The sequence below is a fragment of the Streptomyces asoensis genome (assembly GCF_016860545.1).
Classification (GTDB): Bacteria; Actinomycetota; Actinomycetes; order Streptomycetales; family Streptomycetaceae; genus Streptomyces; species Streptomyces asoensis.
The window spans coordinates 94200-118463 of sequence record NZ_BNEB01000003.1; the positions used below are offsets into that span (position 1 = coordinate 94200).

General features: G+C 71.8%; 21 protein-coding genes. 13 read left to right on the top strand and 8 right to left on the bottom strand.

All coding sequences use genetic code 11. The features are described 5' to 3' along the window. Positions 1 to 2: 2 nt before the first annotated feature. The 7 genes from Saso_RS13035 to Saso_RS13065 all read left to right on the top strand — a co-directional run bounded on the left by Saso_RS13035 (position 3) and on the right by Saso_RS13065 (position 8287). Entirely contained in the window at positions 3 to 947 is a 945-nt protein-coding gene (locus Saso_RS13035; RefSeq protein ID WP_189917812.1) for a carbohydrate ABC transporter permease, read from the top strand. A gap of 5 nt (positions 948 to 952) precedes the next feature. Then, the gene (locus Saso_RS13040; RefSeq protein WP_189917814.1) at positions 953 to 1846 is read left to right on the top strand and encodes a carbohydrate ABC transporter permease; all 894 of its coding nucleotides are present in this window, start codon (positions 953 to 955) and stop codon (positions 1844 to 1846) included. Positions 1847 to 1852: 6 nt separating this feature from the next. Beyond that, the gene (locus tag Saso_RS13045) at positions 1853 to 3118 is read left to right on the top strand and encodes a 6-phospho-beta-glucosidase (RefSeq protein WP_189917816.1); all 1266 of its coding nucleotides are present in this window, start codon (positions 1853 to 1855) and stop codon (positions 3116 to 3118) included. Beyond that, positions 3109 to 4086, top strand: coding sequence for an N-acetylglucosamine kinase (locus Saso_RS13050; protein WP_189917818.1), 978 nt, complete (start codon positions 3109 to 3111; stop codon positions 4084 to 4086). The genes Saso_RS13045 and Saso_RS13050 overlap by 10 nt, the downstream gene beginning before the upstream one ends. A gap of 242 nt (positions 4087 to 4328) precedes the next feature. After that, positions 4329 to 5720: a hypothetical protein gene (locus Saso_RS13055; protein ID WP_189917820.1), complete on the top strand. Its 1392-nt coding sequence runs from the start codon at positions 4329 to 4331 to the stop codon at positions 5718 to 5720. A gap of 122 nt (positions 5721 to 5842) precedes the next feature. Next, positions 5843 to 6874, top strand: a complete 1032-nt coding sequence (locus Saso_RS13060; RefSeq protein WP_189917822.1) for a glutamate ABC transporter substrate-binding protein — start codon at positions 5843 to 5845, stop codon at positions 6872 to 6874. A 72-nt stretch (positions 6875 to 6946) separates the two neighbouring features. Next, positions 6947 to 8287 (top strand): coiled-coil domain-containing protein, encoded by a 1341-nt coding sequence (locus Saso_RS13065; RefSeq protein ID WP_189917824.1) that lies wholly within the window; start codon positions 6947 to 6949, stop codon positions 8285 to 8287. Between the two features lie 25 nt (positions 8288 to 8312). Here Saso_RS13065 and Saso_RS39240 read toward each other — a convergent pair whose 3' ends face one another. Beyond that, positions 8313 to 8681 (bottom strand): hypothetical protein, encoded by a 369-nt coding sequence (locus Saso_RS39240; protein ID WP_434090810.1) that lies wholly within the window; start codon positions 8679 to 8681, stop codon positions 8313 to 8315. Between the two features lie 10 nt (positions 8682 to 8691). Here Saso_RS39240 and Saso_RS13070 point away from each other — a divergent pair, with 10 nt between their 5' ends. The 4 genes from Saso_RS13070 to Saso_RS13085 all read left to right on the top strand — a co-directional run bounded on the left by Saso_RS13070 (position 8692) and on the right by Saso_RS13085 (position 15798). Continuing rightward, positions 8692 to 10959 (top strand): serine/threonine-protein kinase, encoded by a 2268-nt coding sequence (locus tag Saso_RS13070; RefSeq protein WP_434090809.1) that lies wholly within the window; start codon positions 8692 to 8694, stop codon positions 10957 to 10959. Positions 10960 to 10962: 3 nt separating this feature from the next. Continuing rightward, the gene (locus tag Saso_RS13075; protein WP_189917828.1) at positions 10963 to 12417 is read left to right on the top strand and encodes a PP2C family serine/threonine-protein phosphatase; all 1455 of its coding nucleotides are present in this window, start codon (positions 10963 to 10965) and stop codon (positions 12415 to 12417) included. A 186-nt stretch (positions 12418 to 12603) separates the two neighbouring features. Then, positions 12604 to 13950 (top strand): vWA domain-containing protein, encoded by a 1347-nt coding sequence (locus Saso_RS13080; RefSeq protein ID WP_189917830.1) that lies wholly within the window; start codon positions 12604 to 12606, stop codon positions 13948 to 13950. Positions 13951 to 13998: 48 nt separating this feature from the next. Next, positions 13999 to 15798, top strand: coding sequence for an FHA domain-containing protein (locus Saso_RS13085; RefSeq protein ID WP_189917832.1), 1800 nt, complete (start codon positions 13999 to 14001; stop codon positions 15796 to 15798). Positions 15799 to 15918: 120 nt separating this feature from the next. On the opposite strand, the gene Saso_RS13090 is transcribed toward Saso_RS13085, so the two are convergent. Beyond that, positions 15919 to 16911, bottom strand: a complete 993-nt coding sequence (locus tag Saso_RS13090) for a methyltransferase domain-containing protein (RefSeq protein WP_189917833.1) — start codon at positions 16909 to 16911, stop codon at positions 15919 to 15921. A gap of 99 nt (positions 16912 to 17010) precedes the next feature. On the opposite strand from Saso_RS13090, the gene Saso_RS13095 reads away from it, so the two are divergent. Beyond that, complete coding sequence (locus Saso_RS13095) at positions 17011 to 17430, top strand: globin (RefSeq protein WP_189917834.1); 420 nt, start codon at positions 17011 to 17013, stop codon at positions 17428 to 17430. A 99-nt stretch (positions 17431 to 17529) separates the two neighbouring features. Here Saso_RS13095 and Saso_RS13100 read toward each other — a convergent pair whose 3' ends face one another. From Saso_RS13100 to ettA, 3 genes are read right to left on the bottom strand one after another with little or no spacing between them, the layout of a single operon-like run. After that, positions 17530 to 18210, bottom strand: a complete 681-nt coding sequence (locus Saso_RS13100; protein WP_189917835.1) for a hypothetical protein — start codon at positions 18208 to 18210, stop codon at positions 17530 to 17532. Next, positions 18207 to 18638, bottom strand: coding sequence for an acyl-CoA thioesterase (locus Saso_RS13105; protein WP_189917836.1), 432 nt, complete (start codon positions 18636 to 18638; stop codon positions 18207 to 18209). The genes Saso_RS13100 and Saso_RS13105 overlap by 4 nt, the downstream gene beginning before the upstream one ends. Positions 18639 to 18644: 6 nt before the next feature. Continuing rightward, positions 18645 to 20309 (bottom strand): energy-dependent translational throttle protein EttA, encoded by a 1665-nt coding sequence (gene ettA / locus Saso_RS13110; protein ID WP_189917837.1) that lies wholly within the window; start codon positions 20307 to 20309, stop codon positions 18645 to 18647. Positions 20310 to 21209: 900 nt separating this feature from the next. Between ettA and Saso_RS13115 the strand changes: the two genes are divergently transcribed. After that, positions 21210 to 21992 carry a hypothetical protein gene (locus tag Saso_RS13115; RefSeq protein ID WP_189917838.1) on the top strand — a complete coding sequence of 261 codons (783 nt, stop codon included), beginning with the start codon at positions 21210 to 21212 and terminating at the stop codon, positions 21990 to 21992. A 316-nt stretch (positions 21993 to 22308) separates the two neighbouring features. Here the strand turns inward: Saso_RS13115 and Saso_RS13120 are convergent, their stop codons facing one another. The 3 genes from Saso_RS13120 to Saso_RS13130 all read right to left on the bottom strand — a co-directional run bounded on the left by Saso_RS13120 (position 22309) and on the right by Saso_RS13130 (position 24231). Next, positions 22309 to 22938: a DUF4145 domain-containing protein gene (locus Saso_RS13120; RefSeq protein ID WP_189917839.1), complete on the bottom strand. Its 630-nt coding sequence runs from the start codon at positions 22936 to 22938 to the stop codon at positions 22309 to 22311. A 478-nt stretch (positions 22939 to 23416) separates the two neighbouring features. Beyond that, positions 23417 to 23809, bottom strand: coding sequence for a hypothetical protein (locus Saso_RS13125; RefSeq protein ID WP_189917841.1), 393 nt, complete (start codon positions 23807 to 23809; stop codon positions 23417 to 23419). Next, positions 23803 to 24231: an ATP-binding protein gene (locus tag Saso_RS13130; protein ID WP_189917843.1), complete on the bottom strand. Its 429-nt coding sequence runs from the start codon at positions 24229 to 24231 to the stop codon at positions 23803 to 23805. The genes Saso_RS13125 and Saso_RS13130 overlap by 7 nt, the downstream gene beginning before the upstream one ends. Positions 24232 to 24264: the final 33 nt, after the last annotated feature.

Below are 24264 nucleotides of genomic sequence, written 5' to 3' on the forward strand. Positions count from 1 at the left end.
CGATGGCCGCCACCCACACCCTGAAGGCGAAGCACCGGCGCTCGGCCCTGCGTACCCTCGCCTTCCTCTCCCCCTGGCTGATCGGCTTCGCGGTCTTCTTCGCGTACCCGATGATCTCGACGGTCTACTTCTCGTTCATGCACTACGACGGCTTCAGGCCGCCGACGTGGAGCGGCACGAAGAACTGGACGTACGTCTTCGAGCACTACCCGTTCTTCTGGCCTGCGCTGCGCAACACCCTGTGGCTGGTCGTGATCATGGTGACCCTGCGCGTGCTGTTCGGGCTCGGGATCGGCATGCTCATCACCAAGATCAAGACGGGGACGGGCGTCTTCCGCACCCTCTTCTACCTGCCCTACCTCGCCCCGCCGGTGGCCGCCACCATGGCCTTCGCCTTCCTCCTCAACCCCGGTACGGGCCCGGTCAACTCGATCCTGGAGAAGGCCGGCATCCCGGCGCCCGGCTGGTTCAACGACCCGGACTGGTCCAAGCCCGCCCTCACCCTGATGTTCCTGTGGGGCGTGGGCGACCTGATGGTGATCTTCATGGCCGCGCTGCTCGACGTACCGAAGGAGCAGTACGAGGCGGCCGAGCTGGACGGCGCCTCGGCGTGGCAGCGGTTCCGGTTCGTCACCCTCCCCACCATCTCGCCGATCATCATGTTCGCGGTCGTCACCGGCGTGATCGCGGCGATGCAGTGCTACACCCAGCCCCTGGTCGCCGGAAAGGTCGCCTCCGGCGTCATCCAGGGCGCGGGCACCATGTTCGAGCCCGGCTACCCCGAGCACTCCACGCTCACGCTCCCCCAGCTCGTCTACAACCTCGGCTTCCAGCGCTTCGACTACGGCTCCGCCTGTGTCGTCGCCCTGGTCCTGTTCGCCCTGTCGATGGCGTTCACCGCGCTCCTCATGCGGCGCCGGGGCGGGCTCATCCAGGCAGGTGACTGATCCCCATGACCCAAGTACTCGAGCGTCCCGCGGAGTTGGCGCGGGAGTCCTCGCCGGCCGCGCGCACCGCGCGCCGCAAGGCCCTGCTGGAATGGATCGCGGTCCACTCCCTCGGCGTGGCCGCCGCCCTCTTCTTCACCCTGCCGTTCGTGTTCGTCCTGCTGACCTCGCTGATGAGCGACTCACAGGCGCTCAGCCGGGACCTGGTCCCGCACACCTGGGAGTGGGCCAACTACCGGAAGGTCTTCGACACCCCGGGCTTCCTCACCTGGTGGCGCAACACGCTGATCTACGCGGGACTCGGCACGGTCCTCACCGTCGTCTCCTCCGTGCCCGTGGCGTACGCGCTGGCCAAGTTCCGCTTCCGGGGCCGGAACCTGGCCCTCATGCTGGTGATCTCGATGATGATGCTGCCGCCGCAGGTGGTCGTCATCCCGATGTACCTGTTCTGGGCGAAGCAGCTGGACCTGTCGGGCACCCTGTGGCCGATGATCGTCCCGCTGGCGTTCGGCGACGCGTTCTCGATCTTCCTGCTCCGCCAGTTCCTGGTGACCATCCCGAACGAGTACCTGGACGCGGCCAAGGTGGACGGCTGCGGCGACCTGCGCACCCTGCTCAGGGTCGTGCTGCCGATGGCCAGGCCCGGTATCGCCGCCGTCGCGCTGTTCCAGTTCTTCGCCGCCTGGAACGACTACTTCGGACCGCAGATCTACGCCTCGGAGAACCCCGACGCGTGGACCCTCTCCTACGCCCTGGAGTCCTTCAAGGGCGCGCACCACACCGACTGGAACCTCACCATGGCGGCCACCGTGCTGGTCATGGCCCCCGTGATCCTCGTGTTCTTCTTCGCCCAGAAGGCGTTCGTCGAAGGTGTCACCCTCACCGGAGTAAAGGGTTAACAAGCCATGAAACTCACCGTGGTCGGCGGCGGCTCGACCTACACACCGGAACTCGTCGACGGCTTCGCCCGCCTGCGCGACACCCTCCCCGTGGAGGAACTGGTCCTCGTCGACCCGGCGGCCGACCGTCTGGAACTCGTCGGCGGCCTCGCCCGGCGCATCTTCGCCCGGCAGGGCCACCCGGGCCGGATCGTGACGACCTCCGACCTCGACGCGGCCGTCGAGGGCGCGGAAGCCGTGCTGCTGCAACTGCGGGTCGGCGGACAGGCCGCGCGCGAGCAGGACGAGACCTGGCCCCTGGACTGCGGCTGCGTCGGACAGGAGACGACGGGCGCGGGCGGCCTCGCGAAGGCGCTGCGCACGGTGCCCGTCGTGCTGGACATCGCCGAACGGGTCCGCCGGACCAACCCGCACGCCTGGATCATCGACTTCACCAACCCGGTCGGCATCGTGACCCGCGCCCTGCTGCGCGCCGACCACCGGGCGGTCGGTCTGTGCAACGTGGCGATCGGCCTCCAGCGCAAGTTCGCCGCCCTGCTCGACGTCGCACCGGCCGAGGTCCACCTGGACCACGTGGGCCTCAACCACCTCACCTGGGAGACCGGGGTGCGCCTGCACGGCCCCGAGGGCGACGACGTGCTGCCGGGCCTGCTGTCCGCCCACGCCGACGCGATCGCCGCCGACCTGCGGCTGCCGCGCGTACTCCTGGAGCGGCTGGGCACGATTCCCTCCTACTACCTGCGCTACTACTACGCGCACGACGAGGTCGTCCGGGAACTGCGCACGAAGCCGTCGAGGGCGGCGGAGGTGGCCGCGATGGAACGGCAGCTGCTGTCGCTGTACGCCGATCCGGCCCTGGACGAGAAGCCGGAGCTGCTGGCCAAGCGCGGCGGCGCCTTCTACTCGGAGGCGGCGGTGGACCTGGCGGCGGCGCTGCTGACCGGCTCGGGCAGCCCCTACCAGGTGGTGAACACGCTCAACAACGGCACGCTGCCCTTCCTGCCGGACGACGCGGTGATCGAGGTCCAGGCGGCGGTGGGCCCCAAGGGCCCCTCGCCCCTGCCGGTGGCTCCCGTCGACCCGCTGTACGCGGGCCTGATGGCGAACGTGACGGCGTACGAGGACCTGGCGCTGCGGGCGGCGCTGCACGGAGGCCGCGACAACGTCCTCAGGGCCCTCCTCGCCCACCCCCTGATCGCGCAGTACGAGTACGCCGAGCAGCTGACCGACCGACTGATCTCACACAACCGGGAGCACCTCGCGTGGGCCTGACGGCAAGCGTTCTCGCCATCGACGCGGGCAACAGCAAGACCGACGTCGCGGTCGTGGCGGCCGACGGGGAGGTCCTCGCCACCGCCCGCGGCGACGGCTTCCGGCCGCCCGCGGTGGGCGTGACCGCGGCGGTGGACGCCCTCGCCGACACCGTCACGCGCGCGTACACGGCGGCGGGCGTCTCCTCGGTGCGGCACGTCTCGGCCTGTCTGGCCAACGCCGACCTGCCGGTGGAGGAGGAGCGGCTGGCCGCGGCCCTGCGCGCCCGCGCGTGGGGCGCCTCGGTCGACGTCCGCAACGACACGTTCGCCATCCTGCGGGCGGGCGTCGCCGCCCCCCGCGGGGTGGCCGTGGTCTGCGGCGCCGGCATCAACTGCGTCGGGATGCTCCCCGACGGCCGTACCGCCCGCTTCCCGGCCCTCGGCCGGCTCTCCGGCGACTGGGGCGGCGGCTGGGGCCTGGCCGAGGAGGCGATGTGGCACGCGGCGCGGGCCGAGGACGGCCGGGGAGGGCCGACGGCACTCACGCGGACCCTCCCGTCCCACTTCGGACTGACGTCCATGTACGCCCTGATCGAGTCCCTGCACCTGGAGCGCATCCCCCCGGCCCGCCGCCACGAACTGACCCCGGTCCTCTTCCGGACGGCGCGGGACGGGGACGCCGTGGCGCGCACGATCGTCGACCGGCTGGCGCAGGAGGTCGTGTCGATGGCGACGGTGGCGCTGACCCGCCTCGACCTGCTGGAGGAGGAGACCCCGGTCCTGCTGGGAGGCGGGGTCCTGACCGCGGGCCACGGGCAACTGGACGACCGGGTGCGGGAACTGCTGGCCGCGCGGGCCCCGAAGGCGGTGGCGAGGGTCGTACGGGAGCGGCCGGTGCTCGGAGCGGCGCTGCTGGGCCTGGACCGGCTGGGCGCGGACGCCGGGGCGCAGCGCAGGGTGAGGGACCGTTTCGACGCGGGCGAGTGACCGCTTCCGGGGCGCGCGGGACCGTATCGCCGTACGGTCCCGCGCACCGGCGCGTGCCCGCCGCGACGCGCGCGCCCCCGACACGACGCGCGCCCCCGCGAAGGAACCGAACACCCACCCGACGCGTATTCATGGACAGGGGTGACTGCGATCTGATCAAGATCGAGTGAAGGCCGGTGCGCAGGACCGGTCCCGCCAGCGATACTGGCGGCGGCAGCTGACCATGGGGGAGGTCAAAGAACGTGGCAGACCCGGCAACGAGCACCACCGTACCGGCGCCCACGCCGACGCCGGTACCGCCGCCGACCCGCCGTACGGCGTTCGCCGAGGGCGTCGACACGGTGCGCGCGGCGGCGACCACGGAACCGGGCCGGCTCCGCATCATCGGGGCCCTCCTCGCCCTCCTCGTCCTCGCCTTCGGGTCCGTGACGGCCTGGCAGACCACCGACCGCGCGGCCGCCGCCGACGACGTGCTGCACAAGAGCCAGCCGCTCAGCTCGGCCGCGGCCGACATCTACCGCTCGCTGGCCGACGCCAACACGACCGCCTCCAGCGGCTTCCTGGCGGGCGGTCAGGAGACCGCGCAGTCCCGGCAGCGCTACGAGGAGGACATCGACACGGCGGCCGCCAAGCTGGTCACCGCGGCCAACAACGCCGATCCCGACTCGCCCTCCACCGCCTCCATCACCAAGCTGAACAAGCTGCTGCCCGAGTACAAGGGCCTGGTGGAGCGCGCGCGTACGTACAACCGGCAGGGCTTCCCCGTCGGCGGCGCGTATCTGCGGTACGCGAACGAGAAGATGCAGAAGGACATGCTCCCGGCGGCGGAGGACCTCTACAAGAAGGAGAACCAGCGCCTCCAGGACGACTACGGCGACGCCACCCCCTACCCGTGGGCGGCGATCGCGCTGGGCGTCCTCGCGCTGGCCGGCCTCGCCTGGGCGCAGCACCGCAACTACCGCCGCACCAACCGCGTCCTGAACCACGGCCTGGTGGCCGCGACGGCGACCACCACCGTCGTCCTGCTCTGGCTGGTGATCGGCCACAGCGTGGCGCGGGCCGGCCTCGACGACTCCTACGACCACGGCGTCCGCTCGCTGAACGTCCTGCACGACGCCCGGATCGCTTCCCTCAAGGCCCGCGGCAACGAGAACCTGACGCTCGTGGCGCGCGGCGCCGAGACCGTCAAGGTGACGGCCGACGGCGAGCCGGTGACCCTCGACAAGTTCGACCACGACTTCACCACCGAGATCACCACCCTCGGCAAGGGCCTCACCCTCGCGGCGGAACTCGCCCACGACGAGGCGGGCGAGAAGCCGGTCACGACGGCCGAGAGCAACATGGTGGAGTGGAAGAAGCGCCACACCGCGGCCCGCGCCCAGGACGACAACGGCAACTACGAACAGGCGCTCGCCCTGGTGATCGGCGGCAAGGAAGCGACCGGCGCGTGCTTCGACGGCGTCGACAGGAACCTCGCGAACGCGCTGACGCACGAGCAGGGCGAGTTCCGCCGGGCCGCCGGGGACGGCCTGGACGCGATGACGGGTCTGCCGATCGGCGCCGCCGTGCTCGCCGTCCTGGGCGCCGCGGGCGCGGTCCTCGGCATCGGCCGCCGGCTGTCGGAGTACCGGTGAACGGGCGCGGGCCGGTGAACGGGCGCGCACCGGTGCATCCGGGCGGGACACCGGGCAGGAACGGATCGGCGGGCGGGGACGGAGCGGCGGAAGGCGGCGTACCGGTGGAAGGGGGCGCGACGATGCGTGTGCGACGGGTGCGGTCCGGCCTGAAGGGCTGGGGCGGAGTGGGCGCGATGGCGGCGCTGTGCGCCCTCGCGCTGTCCTTCGTCCTGCTGCTGCCGTGGACGACCCGCTCGCCCGGCGACGGCGCCACGGGCCGGGCCGGGCAGGGCGTCGCCGACGGCACCCCGGCGGCCGACGCCGCGTGCAAGGACCCGGAGAAGCGGACACCGGCGCCGTCGACCGCGGACGGCCCGACGATCGCCGCCATCAAGGCCCGGCAGGGCGAGAAGCGCAAGCTGATCGTCGGTGTCGACCAGAACAGCTACCGCTGGGGCTACCGCGACCCCAACAACACGGGCGCGGAGCTGGAGGGCTTCGACATCGACCTGGTGCACCGGATAGCCCAGGACATCCTCGGCGACCCGGACGCGGTCCAGTTCAAGGCCATCCCGACCAACCAGCGCATCCCGGCCGTCCAGGAGGGCCGGGTCGACATGGTCGTCCGCACCATGACGATCTCCTGCGCCCGGCTCGACGACGTCGCGTTCTCCGCGCCCTACTTCAAGACGGGCCAGCAGGTTCTCGCCCCCAAGTCCTCGCCGATCACGGGCTACAACGACACGCTGGCCCGCAAGAAGGTCTGCACGGCCACCGGTTCGACGGCCAACGGCAAGCTGGTCGAGGACAAGGACGCCGGCCGGATCGCCTCCAGCGTCGTCATCGCCGCGCCCGTGCCCAACCAGCTCGACTGCCTGGTCCGGTTGCAGCTCGGCGAGGTCGACGCGGTGGTCACCGACGGCGCGCTCGCGGCCAGCCAGGCCGCCCAGGACCCCACGGTCGAGCTGAAGGGCGCCGCCTTCACCACCGAGTACTACGGCGTGGCGATGAAGAAGGACGCGACGGACCTGGTGCGCCGGGTCAACCAGATCCTGGTGCAGTACCGCGCGAACGGCTGGCAGGCGTCGTACGACAAGTGGCTTTCGGCGACACTGGGCAGCGACGCGACGACGTCGAGGCCGCCCGCGCCGCAGTACCTCACCACCGGCTGACGGGCCGGCGGGCAAGGCGGCGGGGCGGACCGCCGCAGAGCGAGCAACCGACACAGCAGCGAGAGGTGATCGATGGGCGTCACGGGACCCCCCGGGCCGGTGATGGACCGGGACGAGGTCGACCGTGCGCTGGCGCGGCTCGGCGCGGAGCACGAGGCGATCGAGACCTCCCTCCTCGCCCTCCAGGACCACGCGGGCCGCAGACTCCTCGAAGGCGCCGAACTCACGGGCGTCACCAAGGAACGCTGGGCCTGCGCCGAGGTGTCGATCACCCTGCTCTGGGCGTACTTCGACGCCTACACCGACGCGCTGCGCGGCGCCCGGGACATCCGCTCGCGCCGCCGCTGGTCCAGCCGCGAGGACCTGGTGGAACTGACGGAACTGCTGCGCGGCGAATCGGTCACGGTGGCCGGGTCGGTGGCCGGCGCGGCGGGCGCCGGGCCGGCCACCGACCCGGCACTGCACGGCACCGGCCGGCTCAGCCACAGCTTCTCCCTCACCGGCCTCGTCGACCGGATGAACGAGCTCTACGCGTCGTCGCTCGACATGGTCGTGACCGCCGACGCGGTGTGGTCGGCGCTGCCCGCCCGGATAGATTTACTGGCCGCGGAGCTCCAGCGCACCCGCGCGCTCGCGCACTCGGTCGGCGTGCGCCCGGGCGAGCACCCGGCCGGCGACGACCTGGAACGCATCACCCGGACGCTGACCTCGCTGCGCGAGCAGGTGGTGTCGGACCCACTGGCCTTCTGGGTGCGCGCGCAGGGCAGTTCGGCGCCGGGCGGCGGCCGTCCGGACACCACCGTCTACGACCGCGAGGCGCGCGCCCTGGAGGACGTGCGCCGCGAGATCGACGCCGTCCTGACCGTCCGCCAGGACGCGGAGCAGCGGCTGGTCAGGCTGCGGGACGTGCTCAGCCGCGCCGACCGGACGCTCGCCGAGGCGCGCACCGCGCGCGGCGAGGTGCTGGCGAAGATCGCCGCCACGGAGGTGCCGGTGGTCAGCGGGCCGCCGACCGTGCTCCAGGAACAGCTGGCGACGGCCTCCGAGTACCGCAGACAGGCGCAGTGGCACCGCCTGTCCCCGCTCCTGGAGTCCCTGGAGCAGAAGGCGGAGGACGAACTGCTGCGCGCCCGCGAGTCGCTGACCGCGGTCACCCAGCCGCTGGCGGTCCGCGCGGAGCTGCGCGGGCGCATCGACGCGTACCGGGCGAAGGTCGCCCGGCACGGGCTCGCCGAGGACCCGTTCCTCATCGAGCGCTACGACGCGGCGCGCCGCATGCTGTGGAGCGCGCCCTGCGATCTGCGCGTCGCCGAACAGGCCGTCCTGCGCTACCAGCAGGCGGCCGCCGAACTCCTCACGGCACCGCGCGTGCCGGAGCAGGGCGGACCTCAGGACCGTAGGGGGGAGCAGTAGCCATGAGTCAGGCAGGGCAGTCGTGTCAGCGGCCGGGCTGCGAAGGGTCGTACGAGGACGTGGGCGGCGGCGAGCTGTACTGCGACACGTGCGGTCTGGCCCCGGTCGTCTCGTCCGGGGGCACCCCCTCCGGGCAGGGCCTGGTCGGCTCACTGCCGACCGGGGTGACCGGGGGCGGCAAGGGCTCGGCGGGCAGCGCCGGTTCGCGTTCCAGCGGGCGCAGCGCCCCCAGCACCCGTACGTCGTCGCAGTCGTCGAAGTCGCGGCGCTCGGTGTCCGGGCGGCTGTCGCGGTCGCTGTCGGGCCGGACCACGGGCCGCTCGGTGTCGGTGCGCAGCTCCGGCTCGACCGCCGGCTCCTCGGGGCGGGCCCGGCTCGGCGCCGGACTGGTCACGGTGCCGCAGGTGCCGAGGCCCGACCCGCGCGCGATGGTGCAGGAGAACCCGGAGGTGCCGGAGCGCAAGCGGTTCTGCTCGCGCTCCGACTGCGGTGCCCCGGTGGGCCGTTCGCGCGGCGAACGGGAGGGGCGCACGGAGGGCTTCTGCACCAAGTGCGGCCACCCGTACTCCTTCGTGCCGAAGCTGAAGGCCGGCGACGTCGTGCACGGCCAGTACGAGGTCGTGGGCTGTCTGGCGCACGGCGGGCTCGGCTGGGTCTACCTCGCGGTCGACCGCGCGGTGTCGGACCGGTGGGTCGTCCTCAAGGGCCTGCTGGACACGGGCGACCAGGACGCGATGGCCGCGGCCATCTCCGAACGGCGCTTCCTCGCCGAGATCGAGCACGCCAACATCGTGCGGATCTACAACTTCGTCGAACACCTCGACCAGCGCACCGGCTCGCTCGACGGCTACATCGTCATGGAGTACGTCGGCGGCAAGTCGCTGAAGGAGATCGCCAACGACCGCCGCACCCCGCAGGGCAAGCGCGACCCGCTCCCCGTCGAGCAGGCCTGCGCCTACGGCATCGAGGCGCTCGAGGCGCTCGGCCATCTGCACAGCCGCAACCTGCTGTACTGCGACTTCAAGGTCGACAACGCCATCCAGACCGAGGACCAGCTCAAGCTGATCGACATGGGCGCGGTCCGGCGGATGGACGACGACGAGTCGGCCATCTACGGCACGGTCGGCTACCAGGGCCCGGAGGTGGCGGAGGTCGGCCCGTCGGTCGCGTCCGACCTGTACACGGTGGGCCGTACCCTCGCCGTCCTGACCTTCGACTTCCAGGGCTACACGACCGTCTTCGCGGACTCCCTGCCCGACCCCGACAACATCGACGTCTTCCGCCGGTACGAGTCGTTCTACCGGCTGCTGGTCCGCGCCACCGACCCGGACCCGGCCCGCAGGTTCGCCTCCGCGCAGGAGATGGCGGAGCAGCTCACGGGCGTGCTGCGCGAGGTCGTTTCCCTCCAGAGCGGCCGGGCCAGACCCGCGCTGTCGACCCTGTTCGGGCCCGAGGTCAAGGTCACGGACACGGAGCTGTTCCCGAAGCTGGACGGCGAGGTGTCCCGGCTCGGCGCGCGGGTCGCCGTCAAGTCGTCGCGCCGCAACGGCGGCCCGGGCCGGGGGACGGCGTCCGCCGCCCCGCCCGCCCTGCCCGGTGTGGCTCCCGCGTTCGCCGGAGCGGCCGCGGCCCCGCCCGGCGGCGCGGCCTTCACCGGCGGCGCCCCGGTGCCTGGCCCCGGCGGCGCACCGGCCGGCACCGGAAGCACCGTCGCCGTGCGCGCCGTCGCCCCCGGACTGGTCAGGACCGTCCCCGCGCCCGCCGCCGCGCTCGCGCTGCCCGTGCCGCACGTCGACGCCTCCGACCCCAACGCGGGCTTCCTGGCCGGTCTGCTGACGTCCGCGCCGGGCGAGCTGATCACCGCTCTCGCGGCCGCTCCGGCGCCGTCGGTCGAGACCCGGCTGCGGCAGATCCGCGCCTGGCTGGAGAACGGCGACCACCAGGCCGCCCTCATGGCCCTGGGGATCCTGGAGGACGAACGGCCCGACGACTGGCGGGTCGTCTGGTACCGGGGCGTGGCCTCGCTGGTCACCGGCGACCACGAGGGCGCCGCGCTCGCCTTCGACGCGATCTACGACGCCTTCCCGGGCGAACCCGCGCCCAAGCTGGCGCTCGGTCTGTGCGCGGAGGTGCTGGGCCAGCTGGACAACGCCGCCGAGTACTACCGCCTGGTGTGGTCGACGGACCCCAGCTACGTCAGCTCCGCGTTCGGGCTGGCCCGCGTCCAGCTCGCCGCCGGGGACCGCAAGGGCGCCGTGACGACGCTGGAGTCGGTGCCGGAGTCCTCCATCCACTACACGGCGGCCCGGGTCGCCGCGGTGCGCGCCCGCCTCCGGCAGCGGACGGCGCTCGCCTCCGACGTACCCTTCCTGGAGGACCTCACCGCCGCCGCGGTCCAGGTCGAGGCGCTGGACGCGTACGGTCTGGATCCGACGCGGCGCGAGCAGTTGTCCGCGGAGGTCCTCGGCTGTGCCCTGGACTGGATACTCTCCGGAGGCCGGGGCGAGGGCCCGGCCGCCCGGGCGCTGCTCGGCAACGAACTGGACGAGCGGGGGCTGCGCTTCGGCCTGGAGCGCTCGTACCGCACGCTGGCCCGGCTGGCGACGGGCGGCGAGGAAAGGATCGACCTGGTGGAACGTGCCAATCGTTACCGCCCCCGGACGTGGGTGTAGTTGATGTCGCAGATGCCCCGGCAGGCCGCCCTGCCGACGTGTCCGAGCTGTGCGGAGCCGCTCGACGCGGGTGACCGTTTCTGCGGTGCGTGCGGACACGACCTGTCCGCCGTACCGGCACGCCCGGACGACCACCCGACCCTCACGATGAACGGCTCACCCCCACCGGCCCCCGCACCGCAAGCCCCCGCGCCACCGGTTCCCGCGCCCGCGGCGCAGGCTCCGGCGTCGGCAGCGGCGGCCGGTCCGACGGTGAGCGGCACGGGTGGCGGCGGTGCGAACGGCGGTTTCGGCGCGGGCGGCGCTGCGGTGCCGCCACCGCAGGCGACTCCGCCGGGTGCCCCGGCGGCCCCGGTCGCGGCGAGCGGCCCGTCCGAGGGTCCTGCCGCGCACGCGGTCGCCGCGACCCCGGGCGCGTCCGGCACACCCGCCGTGTCCGGTGCGTCCGGTGTCCGGTTCGACCGGCCCGCGGAGCCCGACGAGTACGCCCTCCAGGCGCCCGACCCGCGGGTGGCCGCCGAAGCCGCCGCGGTGGCCGGCACCACCAAGGTGTGCGTGGCGTGCCGCGCCGGCCGGGTCGACGACGACGGGTACTGCGAGAACTGCGGGCACGCCCAGCCCCGGGAACGCGACCACATGGAGCTGGAGTCGGGCCCCATGGCCGCCGTCAGCGACCGCGGTCTGCGCCACCACCGCAACGAGGACGCCTTCGGCCTCGGCCGCGCCGCCCTCCCCGACGGCTCCCCCGCCCTCGTCGCCATCGTCTGCGACGGCGTGTCCTCGGCGACCCGCCCCGACGACGCCTCCCTCGCCGCGTCCACGGCGGCCCGCGAGACCCTCCTCGCCGCCCTGCCGCAGGGCACGCACCCCCAGCAGGCCATGCACGAAGCCATCGTCGCCGCCTCCCACGCGGTCAACGCGCTGGCGGACGAGCCGGCCACGGCCCGTGAGCACGCCCCGCACCAGAACGCCCCGGCCTGCACCCTCGTCGGATCGGTCGTCACCGCCGGGCTGCTCGTCGTCGGCTGGGTCGGCGACAGCCGCGCCTACTGGGTCCCGGCGGACCGCAGTTCGTCACCGGCCAGGCTCACCGAGGACGACTCGTGGGCCGCGCAGATGGTCGCCGCGGGCCTGATGAACGAGGCGGAGGCCTACGCCGACGAGCGCGCCCACGCGATCACCGGCTGGCTCGGCGCCGACGCCTACGAACTGGAGCCGCACACCGCTTCCTTCAAGCCGGACCGGCCCGGCGTGGTGGTGGTGTGCACGGACGGCCTGTGGAACTACGCGGAGGCGGCCGAGGAGATGGCCGAGGTCCTCCCGCAGGACGCCTGCGCCCGGCCGCTGCACAGCGCCCGCGTCCTCGTCGGCCACGCCCTCGACGGCGGGGGCCACGACAACGTAACAGTGGCCGTCGTGCCGTTCCCCGCCCCCGCGGAAGGGGCAGGATCGGCCTGAGGCCGCAAACCGGAAATCACCGGCACCACCGGCCGCAACGGCACCACCCGCAGCACCACGCAGCACGGGGAAGCACCAGCAGTACGGGGAAGCACGCGAAAGACGCGTACGGGCCGGTGGGGACCGGCCCGTAGCCAGACACCGCCCTGCGAACGGGCGGCGTTTCCAAGGGGGATCGAAGCAGGCATGGCCAATTTCTCGAAGTCGAACGTGCCGCAGTTCTCGGTGGACGTCTACCAGAACGAGTACCTGCCGGAAGGCGGCCGCGAGGTCAACGCGATCGTCACGGTCACCGCCACCGGCGGCGGCACGGTGGGCAGCGCGGCAGCCGCGCCCCACCTCTACTCGCCGAGCCAGGGCCCGTCCGCCGCCGTCGCGATCATGGTGGACTGTTCCGGCTCCATGGACTATCCGCCGACCAAGATGCGCAACGCCCGCGACGCCACCGCCGCCGCCATCGACACCCTGCGCGACGGTGTGCACTTCTCGGTGATCGGCGGCACGCACGTCGCCAAGGAGGTCTACCCGGGCGGGGGCCGGCTCGCGGTCGCCGACGCGACCACCCGCGAGCAGGCCAAGCAGGCCCTGCGCCGGCTGAGTGCGGGCGGCGGCACGGCGATCGGCACCTGGCTGCGGCTGGCCGACCGGCTGCTGTCGACCGCGGACGTCGCGATCCGGCACGGCATCCTGCTGACCGACGGCCGCAACGAGCACGAGACGCCGCAGGACCTCAGGGCCGCCCTCGACGACTGCGCCGGACGTTTCACCTGTGACGCCCGTGGCGTGGGCACCGACTGGGAAGTGAAAGAAGTCACAGGGATCGCCTCCGCCCTGCTCGGCACCGCCGACATCGTCGCCGACCCGGCCGGTCTCGCCGCCGACTTCACGCAGATGATGGAGACGGCGATGGGGAAGGAGGTCGCGGACGTCGCGCTGCGGCTGTGGACCCCGGTCGGCACCGCCATCAGGTTCGTCAAGCAGGTCGCGCCGACGGTCGAGGAGCTGACCGGCCGCCGCACCGAGGCGGGCCCGCGCGCGGGCGACTACCCCACCGGTTCCTGGGGCGACGAGTCCCGCGACTACCACGTGTGCGTCGAGGTCCCGGCCGCGAACGTCGGCCAGGAAATGCTCGCCGCCCGGGTCTCGCTGGTCATCCCGCAGCCCGACGGGACCGTGCACCAGCTCGGCGCCCAGGGTCTCGTGAAGGCCGTCTGGACCGACGACATGGCCGCCTCCACGTCGATCAACCCCCAGGTCGCGCACTACACGGGCCAGGCCGAACTGGCACAGGTCATCCAACAGGGCCTCGACCTTCGCAAAGCGGGCGATATGGACGGAGCGACGGCCAAGCTGGGCCGTGCCGTCCAGCTCGCCAGCGCCTCGGGCAACGGTGATACTGCGAAACTGCTTGCGAAGGTGGTGGACGTGGTCGATGCCACGACAGGTACTGTGCGACTGAAGGCGAAGGTCACGGACGCCGACGAGATGACGCTCGAGACCCGGTCCACAAAGACTGTTCGTGTAAAGAAGTGACCTGGACCCGCTTCAGGCACACCGAAGGAGAGAGGGGGACGCGCCGACATGCCGACCTGCCCGAACGGACACCAGTCGGGTTCCGACGACTGGTGCGAGGTCTGCGGTCACCGCATGGCCGGTGCCGTACCCCCGCCCCCTCCGCCGCCGCCCCCGCCCGGCGGTGGCTACGGCTTCCCGCCCCCGCCCGGCCAGGACCAGGGCGGCCGGCCCGGTGGACGGCACCTGTCGTCCGTACCGGACCACGAACCCGAGCTCTGCCCGCAGTGCCGTACGCCCCGTGAGGGCGGCGCGCCGTTCTGCGAGGAGTGCCGGTGGAACTTCCTCACCAACACGGCCACCTCGTACACCCCGGCCGCGCCGCGCCCCTCGGGCCCGGGTCCCGGTGGACCCGGCGGTCCCGGCGGTCCCGGTGGACCCGGCCAGGGCGGTCCGGGCGGGCGCTACCAGCCGCCGCCCCCGACCTACGGCGGCGACTCCTTCGACTACCAGAGCTCCCGTCCGTCCCAGGTGAACCGGCCCGCCGAACCGATCCCGCCGTTCGGCGGCGAGCCGTCCGGCCCGGCCGGTCCCGGCGGACCGGGCAGGCCCGGTGGCCAGGGCGGACCCGGTGGACCCGGTGGCCAGGGCAGGCCCGGTGGCCCGGGAGGTCCCGGAGGTCCGGGGAACACGGCCGGAGGACCGCCCGCGGGCGCCTTCGGGCGTGACCCGTCGGGCCAGGGCGGCGACGCCTTCCGGCGTGAGCCCACCGGTCCCGGCGGCGACCCCTTCCGGCGTGAACCCTCCGGCCAGGGCGGCGACCCCTTCGGCGGACCCGGCGGCCCCGGTGGCCGTCCGCCCGGTCCCTCCGGCGATCCCTTCGGCCGCGAGCCGTCGGGCCCGCCCACGGACCCCTACCGTCGCGAGCAGAGCGGACAGGCCTCCGACCCCTTCGGACGTGAGCCCTCCGGTCCCGGCGGCGACCCGTTCCGGCGTGAACCCCCCGGCCGGAGCGGCGACCCCTTCGGCGGACCCGGCCGTCCCCCGGGCCCGCCCGGCTCCGGTCCCGGCGGCCCGTCCGCCTTCGGCGGCGACCCGTCACGCCCCGCGCCGCCTCCGACCGGCCCCCACCCGACGTCCGGCCCCGGCATACCCGGCCAGGGTGGCTTCGGCGGCCAGGGCGACCCCCGGGCCCAGGGCGGCCCCGGCGGTCCCCAGGCCTTCCAGGCGTCCGGCACCACGGCCCCGCCCGGCTACCCGCAGGAGACGGGCCGCCCGCAGCCCGGTGGGCAGCCCTTCGGCGACGACGACTGGGTGATCTCCCCGCCGTCGAACACCGGCCCCGGCCCGGGCGCGCCCGGCGGTCCCGGCGGATCCGGTCCGGCCCAGGGCGGCGGAGGCTACGGCTACCCGCAGCCCGGCGCGGGCCAGGCCCCGCCCGGCTCCGGGTTCCCGCAGCAGGCGGCCGCCTGGACGGTGACCATCGGCCCCGACCGCGCGTACTTCATGGCGATGATGCACCGTTCGGGCCCCGAGGCCGCGGGCCTCAACCTGCCCGCCTACTCGCCCGAGCAGCAGCGCACGCTCACCGGCAACCAGTTCACCATCGGCCGCCGCCGCCACTCCACCGGCGAGACGCCGGACCTGGACCTGTCGGTGCCGCCGGAGGACCCGGGCGTCTCGCACCAGCACGCGGTACTGGTCCAGCAGCCCGACGGCACCTGGGCGGTCGTCGACCAGAACTCGACCAACGGCACCACGGTCAACGGCTCGGAAGAACCGATCCAGCCGTTCGTCCCGGTCCCGCTCCAGGACGGCGACCAGGTGCACGTCGGCGCCTGGACGACGATCACCATCCGCCGCGGCTAGACCCCGGCGGCACCAGGACCCGGCGCATCCGGCCGGCCCGACATCTCGGGCCGGGCCGCGGCGCCGGGTCCGTCCTCCGCACCGGGTCCGTCCGGCACGCCGGGTCCGTCCGCGGCCGGGTCAGCCCGCCGCTTCCGGCAGGGGCCACGCGTACGGCCCCTCCGGTTCGTCGAGCCACGCCCACGCGTGCCCGGCGTCGAGCGTGATGCCGTACCGCTCCCTCCCCGGCATGCCCTCGCGTTCCCACAGGGAGGCCGCCTCCTGGGGGTCGAGGGTGCCCCGGGTCAGGGCCAGCAGGAAACGGAACCGGTCGTTGTCGCGGGCCCGGCGCGGCACCCCGGCGAGCACCACCTCCTCCGGCTCGGACCGTCCCGACCCGCGCAACGGCACGAAGTAGGCCGCCGTCTCGAGGAACCGGCCCTCGGCGTGGGAGGCGTCCCGCACGGTCAGCGCGATCAGCCCGGTGGCCAGCGGCGCCAGGATCAGGGCCCCGGGGGCGCACTGGGCGAGCCAGGCGCGCGGGACCGTCGTCAGGGTGCAGGTCACGATGATCCGGTCGAAGGGGGCGCGTTCGGGAACGCCCCGCGCCCCGTCGCCGGTGACCACGGCCGGCCGGTACCCGGCCTCCTCCAGGTGCCGGCGCGCGGACTCGGTGATCTCCGGGTCCAGGTCGACGGTGGTGACGTTCCCCTCGCCGAGCCGGTACGACAGCAGTGCCGCGTTGTAACCGGTGCCCGCGCCGATCTCCAGGACCCGGGCGCCGTCCTCGACCCGCAGTTCGGCCAGCATCAGCGCCATCAGCGAGGGCTGGCTGCTGGACGAGAGCAGCACGCCGTCCCGCAGCCGGGTGGCCAGCGGGGTGTCCTCGTACGCGCCCCGCATCCACCGTTCGCGGGTGCGCGGATCGGGGCTCTCGCCCCAGCGCCGCTCGTAGCCGCCCGCCCCGCCGACGTAGTAGTAGGGCACGAAGAGGTGGCGCGGGACCGCGGCGAAGGCGTCCCGCCAGCGCGGATCGGCGGCGAAGGCTCCGCTCGCCTCGATCTCGCGCAGCAGCCCGGCCCGTGCCGACGCCTCAGGACCGTCCGCCTCGTTGTCGCGTGCGTCCGCGCTCATGACTCCACTGTGCGGCGCGCGGCCCGGGGAAGCGAGCATCCGGCGGCGGGCGACGGGGTGGTCCTAGGCCTGGAGTCCTCCGTCCCCCGGTCTGAGACCATGGGAGACGTGAAAGAGATTCGGCGCGGCACGCTTCAGGAGCAGACCTTCTACGAGCAGGTCGGCGGGGAGGAGACCTTCCGCCGGCTGGTGCACCGTTTCTACGAGGGAGTCGCCGGGGACCCCGTGCTGCGGGCCATGTACCCCGAGGAGGACCTCGGTCCGGCCGAGGAGCGTTTCGCGCTGTTCCTCATGCAGTACTGGGGCGGTCCGACGACGTACAGCGAGAACCGCGGCCACCCGCGGCTGCGCATGCGGCACGCGCCCTTCGCCGTGGACCGCGCCGCGCACGACGCCTGGCTGAGGCACATGCGGGTCGCGGTCGACGAACTCGGCCTGTCCGAGGAACACGAACACACTCTGTGGAACTACCTGACGTACGCGGCGGCGTCGATGGTGAACACCCCGACCCCGGAGTGAGCGCGCACGGCCTGGGGCGAGGGCGGATGCGTCGGCGTCGGTGTGCGGGCCCGGGGACCGGGGCTCGGAGGCCGAGGCTCGGGGCCCGGGCGGAGCCCGTCAGCGGACGCTGACGTCGAGCATCCCCAGCCGCCCCGACTGCCGTACGGCGACGGACCCGTACGGTGTGCGCAGCCGCAGCCAGGCGCCGAGCGCGAGCAGGCCCAGGTCCTCCGAACGCGTCGAAGGCCGCAGGAACCCGAGGGACTGCGCCGCGTGCACGGCGCGCACGGGAAGGCCGCTGTCGCCGACCGTCCGGGACCAGATCTCCCGGCCGATCCGGTCCAGTTCGGCCCGCGTCCGCAGCTCGGGCGTCAACTCCTCGGTGCGGGAACGGAATTCACCGACCGCCGCCCCGACCATCGCCCGCAGTTCCTGCGCGCCGGGCAGCCCGGGGCGGGGCTGCCATCCACCGCGGGGCGGCAGCACGCCGGCCCACGGCGGCCCCGTGACGGCCGCGGGAACGGCCGCCGTCGCCGCGTTCTCGTCGACGGACTCCAGCAACTCGCCCGCGGACACGGTCACGTCCAGCGTGACGTCGAGGCCGTCCTCGTACGGCTTGGCCAGCCGGACCGCGCGGATCGCGAGCACCTCGAAGGAGGGCGGCCTGCCGAACACGGCGAGCGCCGTGCCGGCCGCCTGGAGCCGCACGGCCGCACCCCGGTCGTAGTGGAGCAGCCGGGAGAGGAAGGCCGCGACGTCCGCCGCCTCCCCCTCGTCGGCGAGGTGGAGCACCGTCATGCGGCGACGGCCTCCTTGCCGGCGTCCTTCGCGTCGCCCCGGTCGTCCCCGTACTCCTCGAGGAACTCACGTTCCTCGGCGGTGATCCGGCGCGGCCGCTGCGCCTCGAAGTCGAACGGCACGATGACGGTGGAGGCGCGGACGTACACGACGTCCCCGTCCTTCACCTCGTAGCAGATCGTGAAGGACGCGGCCTTTATCTGCGTGACCCACAGCTCGATGTCGACCGGCGAGTGCCGGTGGACGAGCTGCCGCTTGTAGTCGATCTCGTGGCGCGCCACCACGGACCCCTGCTGGAAATCCTTGTCCGGGCGGAACAGGAAGTCGATACGGGCTTCCTCCAGGTAGCGGAGGAAGACCACGTTGTTGACGTGGCCGTACGCGTCCATGTCCGCCCAGCGCAGCGGGCAGCGGTAGATGTGCCGCAAGATCGATCAGCCCCGGGTCAGCTTCTTGTAGGTGGCGCGGTGCGGACGCGCGGCGTCCGCACCCAGCCGCTCGATCTTGTTCTTCTCGTACGACTCGAAGTTGCCCTCGAACCAGAACCACTTGGAGTCGCCCTCGTAGGCGAGGATGTGCGTGGCCACCCGGTCGAGGAACCACCGGTCGTGGGAGACGACCACGGCCGCACCCGGGAACTCCAGCAGCGCGTTCTCGAGGGAGGACAGCGTCTCGACGTCGAGGTCGTTCGTCGGCTCGTCGAGGAGGAGCAGGTTGCCGCCCTGCTTGAGGGTGAGCGCGAGGTTCAGACGGTTGCGCTCACCGCCGGAGAGCACACCGGCCGGCTTCTGCTGGTCCGGGCCCTTGAAGCCGAACGCGGAGACGTACGCGCGGGACGGCATCTCCACCTGCCCGACGTTGATGTAGTCGAGCTCGTCGGAGACCACGGCCCACAGCGACTTCTTCGGGTCGATGTTCTCGCGGCTCTGGTCGACGTACGAGATCTTGACGGTCTCGCCGACCTTGATCGACCCGGAGTCCGGCTCCTCCAGCCCCTGGATCATCTTGAACAGCGTGGTCTTGCCCGCGCCGTTCGGGCCGATGATGCCGACGATGCCGTTGCGCGGCAGCGTGAAGCTGAGGTCGTCGATCAGCACCTTCTCGCCGAAGGCCTTGGAGAGGTTGCTGACCTCGACGACGATGGAACCCAGACGCGGGCCCGGCGGGATCTGGATCTCCTCGAAGTCCAGCTTCCGCATCTTGTCGGCCTCGGCCGCCATCTCCTCGTAGCGGGCCAGACGCGCCTTGGACTTGGCCTGACGCCCCTTGGCGTTCGACCGCACCCACTCCAGCTCCTCCTTCAGACGCTTGGCACGCTTGGCGTCCTTCTGGCCCTCGACCTTGAGGCGGCTGGCCTTGGTGTCGAGGTAGGTGGAGTAGTTGCCCTCGTAGGGGTGCGCGCGGCCGCGGTCGAGCTCGAGGATCCACTCGGCGACGTTGTCGAGGAAGTACCGGTCGTGGGTGACGGCGACGACGGTGCCGGGGTACTTCGCGAGGTGCTGCTCCAGCCACTGCACGGACTCGGCGTCCAGGTGGTTGGTGGGCTCGTCGAGGAGCAGCAGGTCGGGGGCCTCCAGCAGCAGCTTGCACAGTGCGACGCGGCGGCGCTCACCACCGGAGAGGTTGGTGACGGGCCAGTCGCCGGGCGGGCAGCCCAGGGCGTCCATGGCCTGCTCCAGCTGGGTGTCCAGGTCCCACGCGTTGGCGTGGTCGAGGTCCTCCTGGAGCTTGCCCATCTCGTCGAGCAGCGCGTCGGAGTAGTCGGTCGCCATCAGCTCGGCGACCTCGTTGAAGCGCTTGAGCTTGCCCATGATCTCGGCTGCGCCGTCCTGCACGTTCTCCAGAACGGTCTTGGACTCGTCGAGCGGCGGCTCCTGGAGCAGCATCCCGACGCTGTACCCGGGTGAGAGGAAGGCGTCACCGTTCGAGGGCTGCTCGAGCCCCGCCATGATCTTCAGAACGGTGGACTTACCGGCACCGTTGGGCCCGACCACACCGATCTTCGCGCCGGGCAGGAAGCTCAGCGTTACGTCGTCAAGGATGACCTTGTCGCCGTGTGCCTTGCGCGTCTTGCGCATGGTGTAGATGTACTCAGCCAAGAGAAACCGTCCGGCAGCTTGAAATCTGGCAGTGGGCAGATACACCCCATCTTGCCTGACCGCCACCCCTGGGTGGTAACTCGAATAGCGAGGGGCGTCTGACCTGGGGTTTCGTCGTAGACACCTGCGGCAGGTCTGTCACTGTCGGTCGCCGACGAGTGGCTTCGGCGATCCTCGGACGGCCCAGAGACGGCCCAGGATTGATCATCGAGTCCGGCTGGCCGACCGACGGCGGGTGCCTTGGACGTGGGTCTCCTGAACCTCAGCCGACGACAGCCAGCCACGACGGCGGGCCTGCCGACCGACCAGGCGCGCGTATGCCTCGCCGCACCCCCACTGGCCTCAGCCACGCTGCAATCCCGGCGACCAGCGCAAGCCCCGCCGGCGGAAGCGTTGCGGTAAGACCTTGAGTGATGACCTCTTCGTCCCGAAGCAACTTTGGTGAGGGCTTTGCCGGGGACTGGTGCAGCGCTCACCTGCGCTGACGGTCCGCAGACGTTCGCGGTCGTCCGTTGATGTTCGTCGGCGTTGTCACGCAGGTACACACTCACCCTCGCTGCCCTTGCGGTGCGGGAAACACCGGTGCGGGAGTGCTGACGGCTGTCCTACGATCAGTCTGCCTGCGTCGGTCGGCGCGCTGTAGACCCGCAGCACCGGCCCGTTGTGGAGGGGGCCAGCCCGTTCGAGCCGGGCCAGGTGGGCTGACTCCCCCGCAACCGTCATGCGGATGCTGAGCGAGCACGATGAATAGAGCGTCCCGGCCGCCGTGGCTGGAGCCGACGAGTGAGCGTGCTCCTGCCGGGGCCCTGCCCAAAGGCAGCGAGCACACTCTGCCGTCTTACCGCTCGCGAATTGCAGACCCCACATCCCGGCCCACCGCACTGTGGCAGGGTGACCGCCATGGCGAGCACACCCGAGATGCCCGAGACGTCGCTGCAACTCCTTCGCGTCGACTCCCCGGCCCTGGCCGGCCTGTCCAGGGCCCTGCTGTCGTTCGCTGAAGCCCAGCGACAGATGCTGGCCGGCCTCGACACGACCGGCCTGTCCAGGACCCTGCTCTCAGTCGCTGAAGCCCAGCGTCGAATGCAGGCCAACCTCGACACGACCGGCCTGTCCAGGACCCTGCTCTCAGTCGCTGAAGCCCAGCGTCGAATGCAGGCCAACCTCGACACGACCGGCCTGTCCAGGACCCTGCTCTCGTTCGCTGAAGCCCAGCGACAGATGCAGGCCACCCTCAACCTGACCGGCGGTGCCACCGGCCTATCCCAGCTGATGAGCACGGTGGAGGGGCTCCGTACCCTCAGTCAGGCTCAGCTCACGACCGCCGCAGCCGCAGTGGAAGACGCTTACCGGGCCATGCCCGAGGACGACGTCCCCGAGGAACTGGTGGCCGAGCTGGAGGGCACCGTCCGTGACTTCACCGCCTCGGAAGCCATCGAGTACCTCCCGGTCGAGGTGAGCCGCCAGCAGTTTGCTCTGTACGTCGGCGCCGTCATCATGACGTCCTTGATGACGGTGACATTTTCCAGCGAGACCGCGGACGGCATCCTCGGCAAGTTCCTGGAGCTAAGCGGAATGGTGGCGCTCGTGATGGTCGCCGCAGGGAAGGCACACGACCGCGTCACCGGCACCACGCCCGAAGCGAACTCCGACGGCGTTAGCGACAGCCCCGAGGACAGCTGACCGCTACAGAATCGGGATCGACTGCGCATAGAGGGCCCGGTCTCCTCAGCCGGGTGCGCCATCAGCTTGGGGCACCTGTGTGATCGGGGGTCCTTCGGTTGAGGCTGGCCCGGACCATACGCAGGTTCTACGGGCCAGCCTCATCTTTATCAGGTCAATTACGGCACCTTCCGCACCCTGCGCCTCACCGGGGAATCGGCTCGACGTCGGCCGCTTGAGTACGCCGGAATCCGACCGCGTTCGCGGCTGTTGGTGTCAGCTCCTCGACGCTTGCTTGACAACCTGGCCGGCGTGCGTTCTTGAGATCCTCAGATCGTCACGCGCTCTGTTCCGGCTCGTTTGGCTCGTCTGCAGACAGCTCCTGGAGTTCACCGGGCACCTCGAACAGGTTCCGCAGCAGCTGAGTAGTGAACCTGAGTGCTCTCTCGGCAGTTTCGTGATCCACCCGCTCGTCGCTTGCGTGGGCCCCCACATTGCCAACGGCGCGGATGTGATGCAGGACCGGGGCGAAAGACTGCGTCACGTGGCCCTCGGCGATCAACTTCTCAATGCTCTTGACGAGCACCTTTTCCTTGATGTCGTAGTGAGCTGCGGCTGCTTCCAGTGTCCTGCGCAGCTGTACAGCTGCTGCGTCTGGGACCCCGACCCGGAGCACACGCAGGGCGTCATCGTAGTAGCGCGAAACGTCCTCGGGCAGATGCTTGACCTGACTATCCGTCATCTTAGACCGAGGCACCATCTCGTAGGCAACGGTGTCAGCGCTCTTAGGCGACGGGTGACGCATCAGAACGGCATTACCGCACGACGGGCACCCGAGGGTTGCCCAGTACTTGGCATTCCCGAGCTTGTCTTTGACTTCCTGCTGCGCTGCGACAGTTATCAGGCGCGTATTGGTAAGTCCGCACCAGGGACAGTCAACGAAGGAGTTTCTCTCGTGCCACGGCATGCACCGAGGATAGGAGCTTCCGGCCCTGTGAGCAGCCAGATTTCACGAAGAGCTCGACTTCCCTCCTCACCCCACCATCCTCACCAGCTCCCATCCCGTCTGCCGTCGGCCCACACACCGTGGAGCGGGCGTGGTTCAGGGCGTCCAGGTGGAGCGCACCACTGTACGAACGACCTGGACGCCCTGGGCCGCGTCTGCTCGGCTCTGCCTGGGTCGACGGGGGACGGGATGGGAGCTCCCCGCGCTCGCCACCAATCGGACGGCGCTCGCGAACGGCGCCCCCGCCATCCTGGAGCCTGAGCGCCCCCGCCGGAGGCATGTCCTTAACCTGCGGGTGACTCCCCTAGTTCTGCCCGCTGCACGTAGCGCGCCGCCGGGCGCGGCCAGCCGGGGCGAAGACAGGAGGCAGGCCGCGCCGCAGAGGCGGCGCGCGGCCCGCGCCTGCGCGGGCCCTTGAACCAGTAGAGAAAGTTGTAACTCAGTCGGTCGTGCGGGGCCTGTGAGGCTTGAAGTCGTGCGCGCACGAGGGAAGTTCCCTGCTCTGACGGTGCGCCACCGGCAGGAAGAGTGCTGGTCGGACCGTCCATGTGATGCGCGTGCTGACGTGCGTGATGGACACCGTCCAAGGCTCCCGGCGCAAGAGAGCTCGCCTCGTGTCGATGCGGTCGTCGTGGAGTCGCGTCCACGCCTCCTGGGAAGCGGCGGTGTCCAGGGCCGGTGAGATGGTGCGCAGGATCGTCGCCACCCAGTTGTTTGCCTCGACCGCCGAGTAGGCATCGAAGGATCCGAAGAGCGCCGGCGGTTGCTGTCCGGCCAGCCGTTCCGTCCAGCACTCGCACCAGAAGCCCGGGCTGGTCGTCGTCCTCAGCATGGGTGGCCTCCTCGGCGTACGTCCGTGAAGAGCTCCGCGGTGACCGTGTGGCCGCCGTCGCTGTCGTGGATCACGACCCGGTGAGCGATCGCGCTGACCATGCCGAGACCCCGGCCGTGTTCGGCGTCTTGGTCCTGGTGCTCGGCCTTAGGGGCCGTGCCGGTGCCTCCGTCGTCCGTCACCGATACCGCCACCACCTGCGCCGAGACGGCAACGGCCAGGTGGAAGGTGCCGGACTCCAGGCCGCTCGCCGTATGGAGGATCGCGTTCGCGCTCAGCTCGCTCACGATCAACTCGGCGTCCTCGGCAAAGGGGGAGCCGCGCAGGACGTCGCGCGTCCAGCGCCGGGCCCGGCTGACCTCTTCCGGGAAACCTGGGCAAGACAGTCCCCAGACGCGGGCAGTACTCGTATACTCGTGCATACAAGTTCCTTTATGCTGGTAGGCCGCCATGTG

What these genes read in the sequence shown, in the direction of transcription:
- Saso_RS13060 (WP_189917822.1), top strand. Translation starts at nt 5,843, where the DNA reads ATGCGTGTGCGACGGGTGCGGTCCGGCCTGAAGGGCTGGGGCGGAGTG.
- Saso_RS13040 (WP_189917814.1), top strand. Translation starts at nt 953, where the DNA reads ATGACCCAAGTACTCGAGCGTCCCGCGGAGTTGGCGCGGGAGTCCTCG.
- Saso_RS13120 (WP_189917839.1), bottom strand. Translation starts at nt 22,938, where the DNA reads ATGCCGTGGCACGAGAGAAACTCCTTCGTTGACTGTCCCTGGTGCGGA.
- Saso_RS13045 (WP_189917816.1), top strand. Translation starts at nt 1,853, where the DNA reads ATGAAACTCACCGTGGTCGGCGGCGGCTCGACCTACACACCGGAACTC.
- Saso_RS13075 (WP_189917828.1), top strand. Translation starts at nt 10,963, where the DNA reads ATGTCGCAGATGCCCCGGCAGGCCGCCCTGCCGACGTGTCCGAGCTGT.
- Saso_RS13095 (WP_189917834.1), top strand. Translation starts at nt 17,011, where the DNA reads ATGGGAGACGTGAAAGAGATTCGGCGCGGCACGCTTCAGGAGCAGACC.
- Saso_RS13080 (WP_189917830.1), top strand. Translation starts at nt 12,604, where the DNA reads ATGGCCAATTTCTCGAAGTCGAACGTGCCGCAGTTCTCGGTGGACGTC.
- Saso_RS13130 (WP_189917843.1), bottom strand. Translation starts at nt 24,231, where the DNA reads ATGCACGAGTATACGAGTACTGCCCGCGTCTGGGGACTGTCTTGCCCA.
- Saso_RS13035 (WP_189917812.1), top strand. Translation starts at nt 3, where the DNA reads ATGGCCGCCACCCACACCCTGAAGGCGAAGCACCGGCGCTCGGCCCTG.
- Saso_RS13100 (WP_189917835.1), bottom strand. Translation starts at nt 18,210, where the DNA reads ATGACGGTGCTCCACCTCGCCGACGAGGGGGAGGCGGCGGACGTCGCG.
- Saso_RS13085 (WP_189917832.1), top strand. Translation starts at nt 13,999, where the DNA reads ATGCCGACCTGCCCGAACGGACACCAGTCGGGTTCCGACGACTGGTGC.
- Saso_RS13065 (WP_189917824.1), top strand. Translation starts at nt 6,947, where the DNA reads ATGGGCGTCACGGGACCCCCCGGGCCGGTGATGGACCGGGACGAGGTC.
- Saso_RS13125 (WP_189917841.1), bottom strand. Translation starts at nt 23,809, where the DNA reads ATGCTGAGGACGACGACCAGCCCGGGCTTCTGGTGCGAGTGCTGGACG.
- Saso_RS13115 (WP_189917838.1), top strand. Translation starts at nt 21,210, where the DNA reads ATGGCGAGCACACCCGAGATGCCCGAGACGTCGCTGCAACTCCTTCGC.
- Saso_RS13090 (WP_189917833.1), bottom strand. Translation starts at nt 16,911, where the DNA reads ATGAGCGCGGACGCACGCGACAACGAGGCGGACGGTCCTGAGGCGTCG.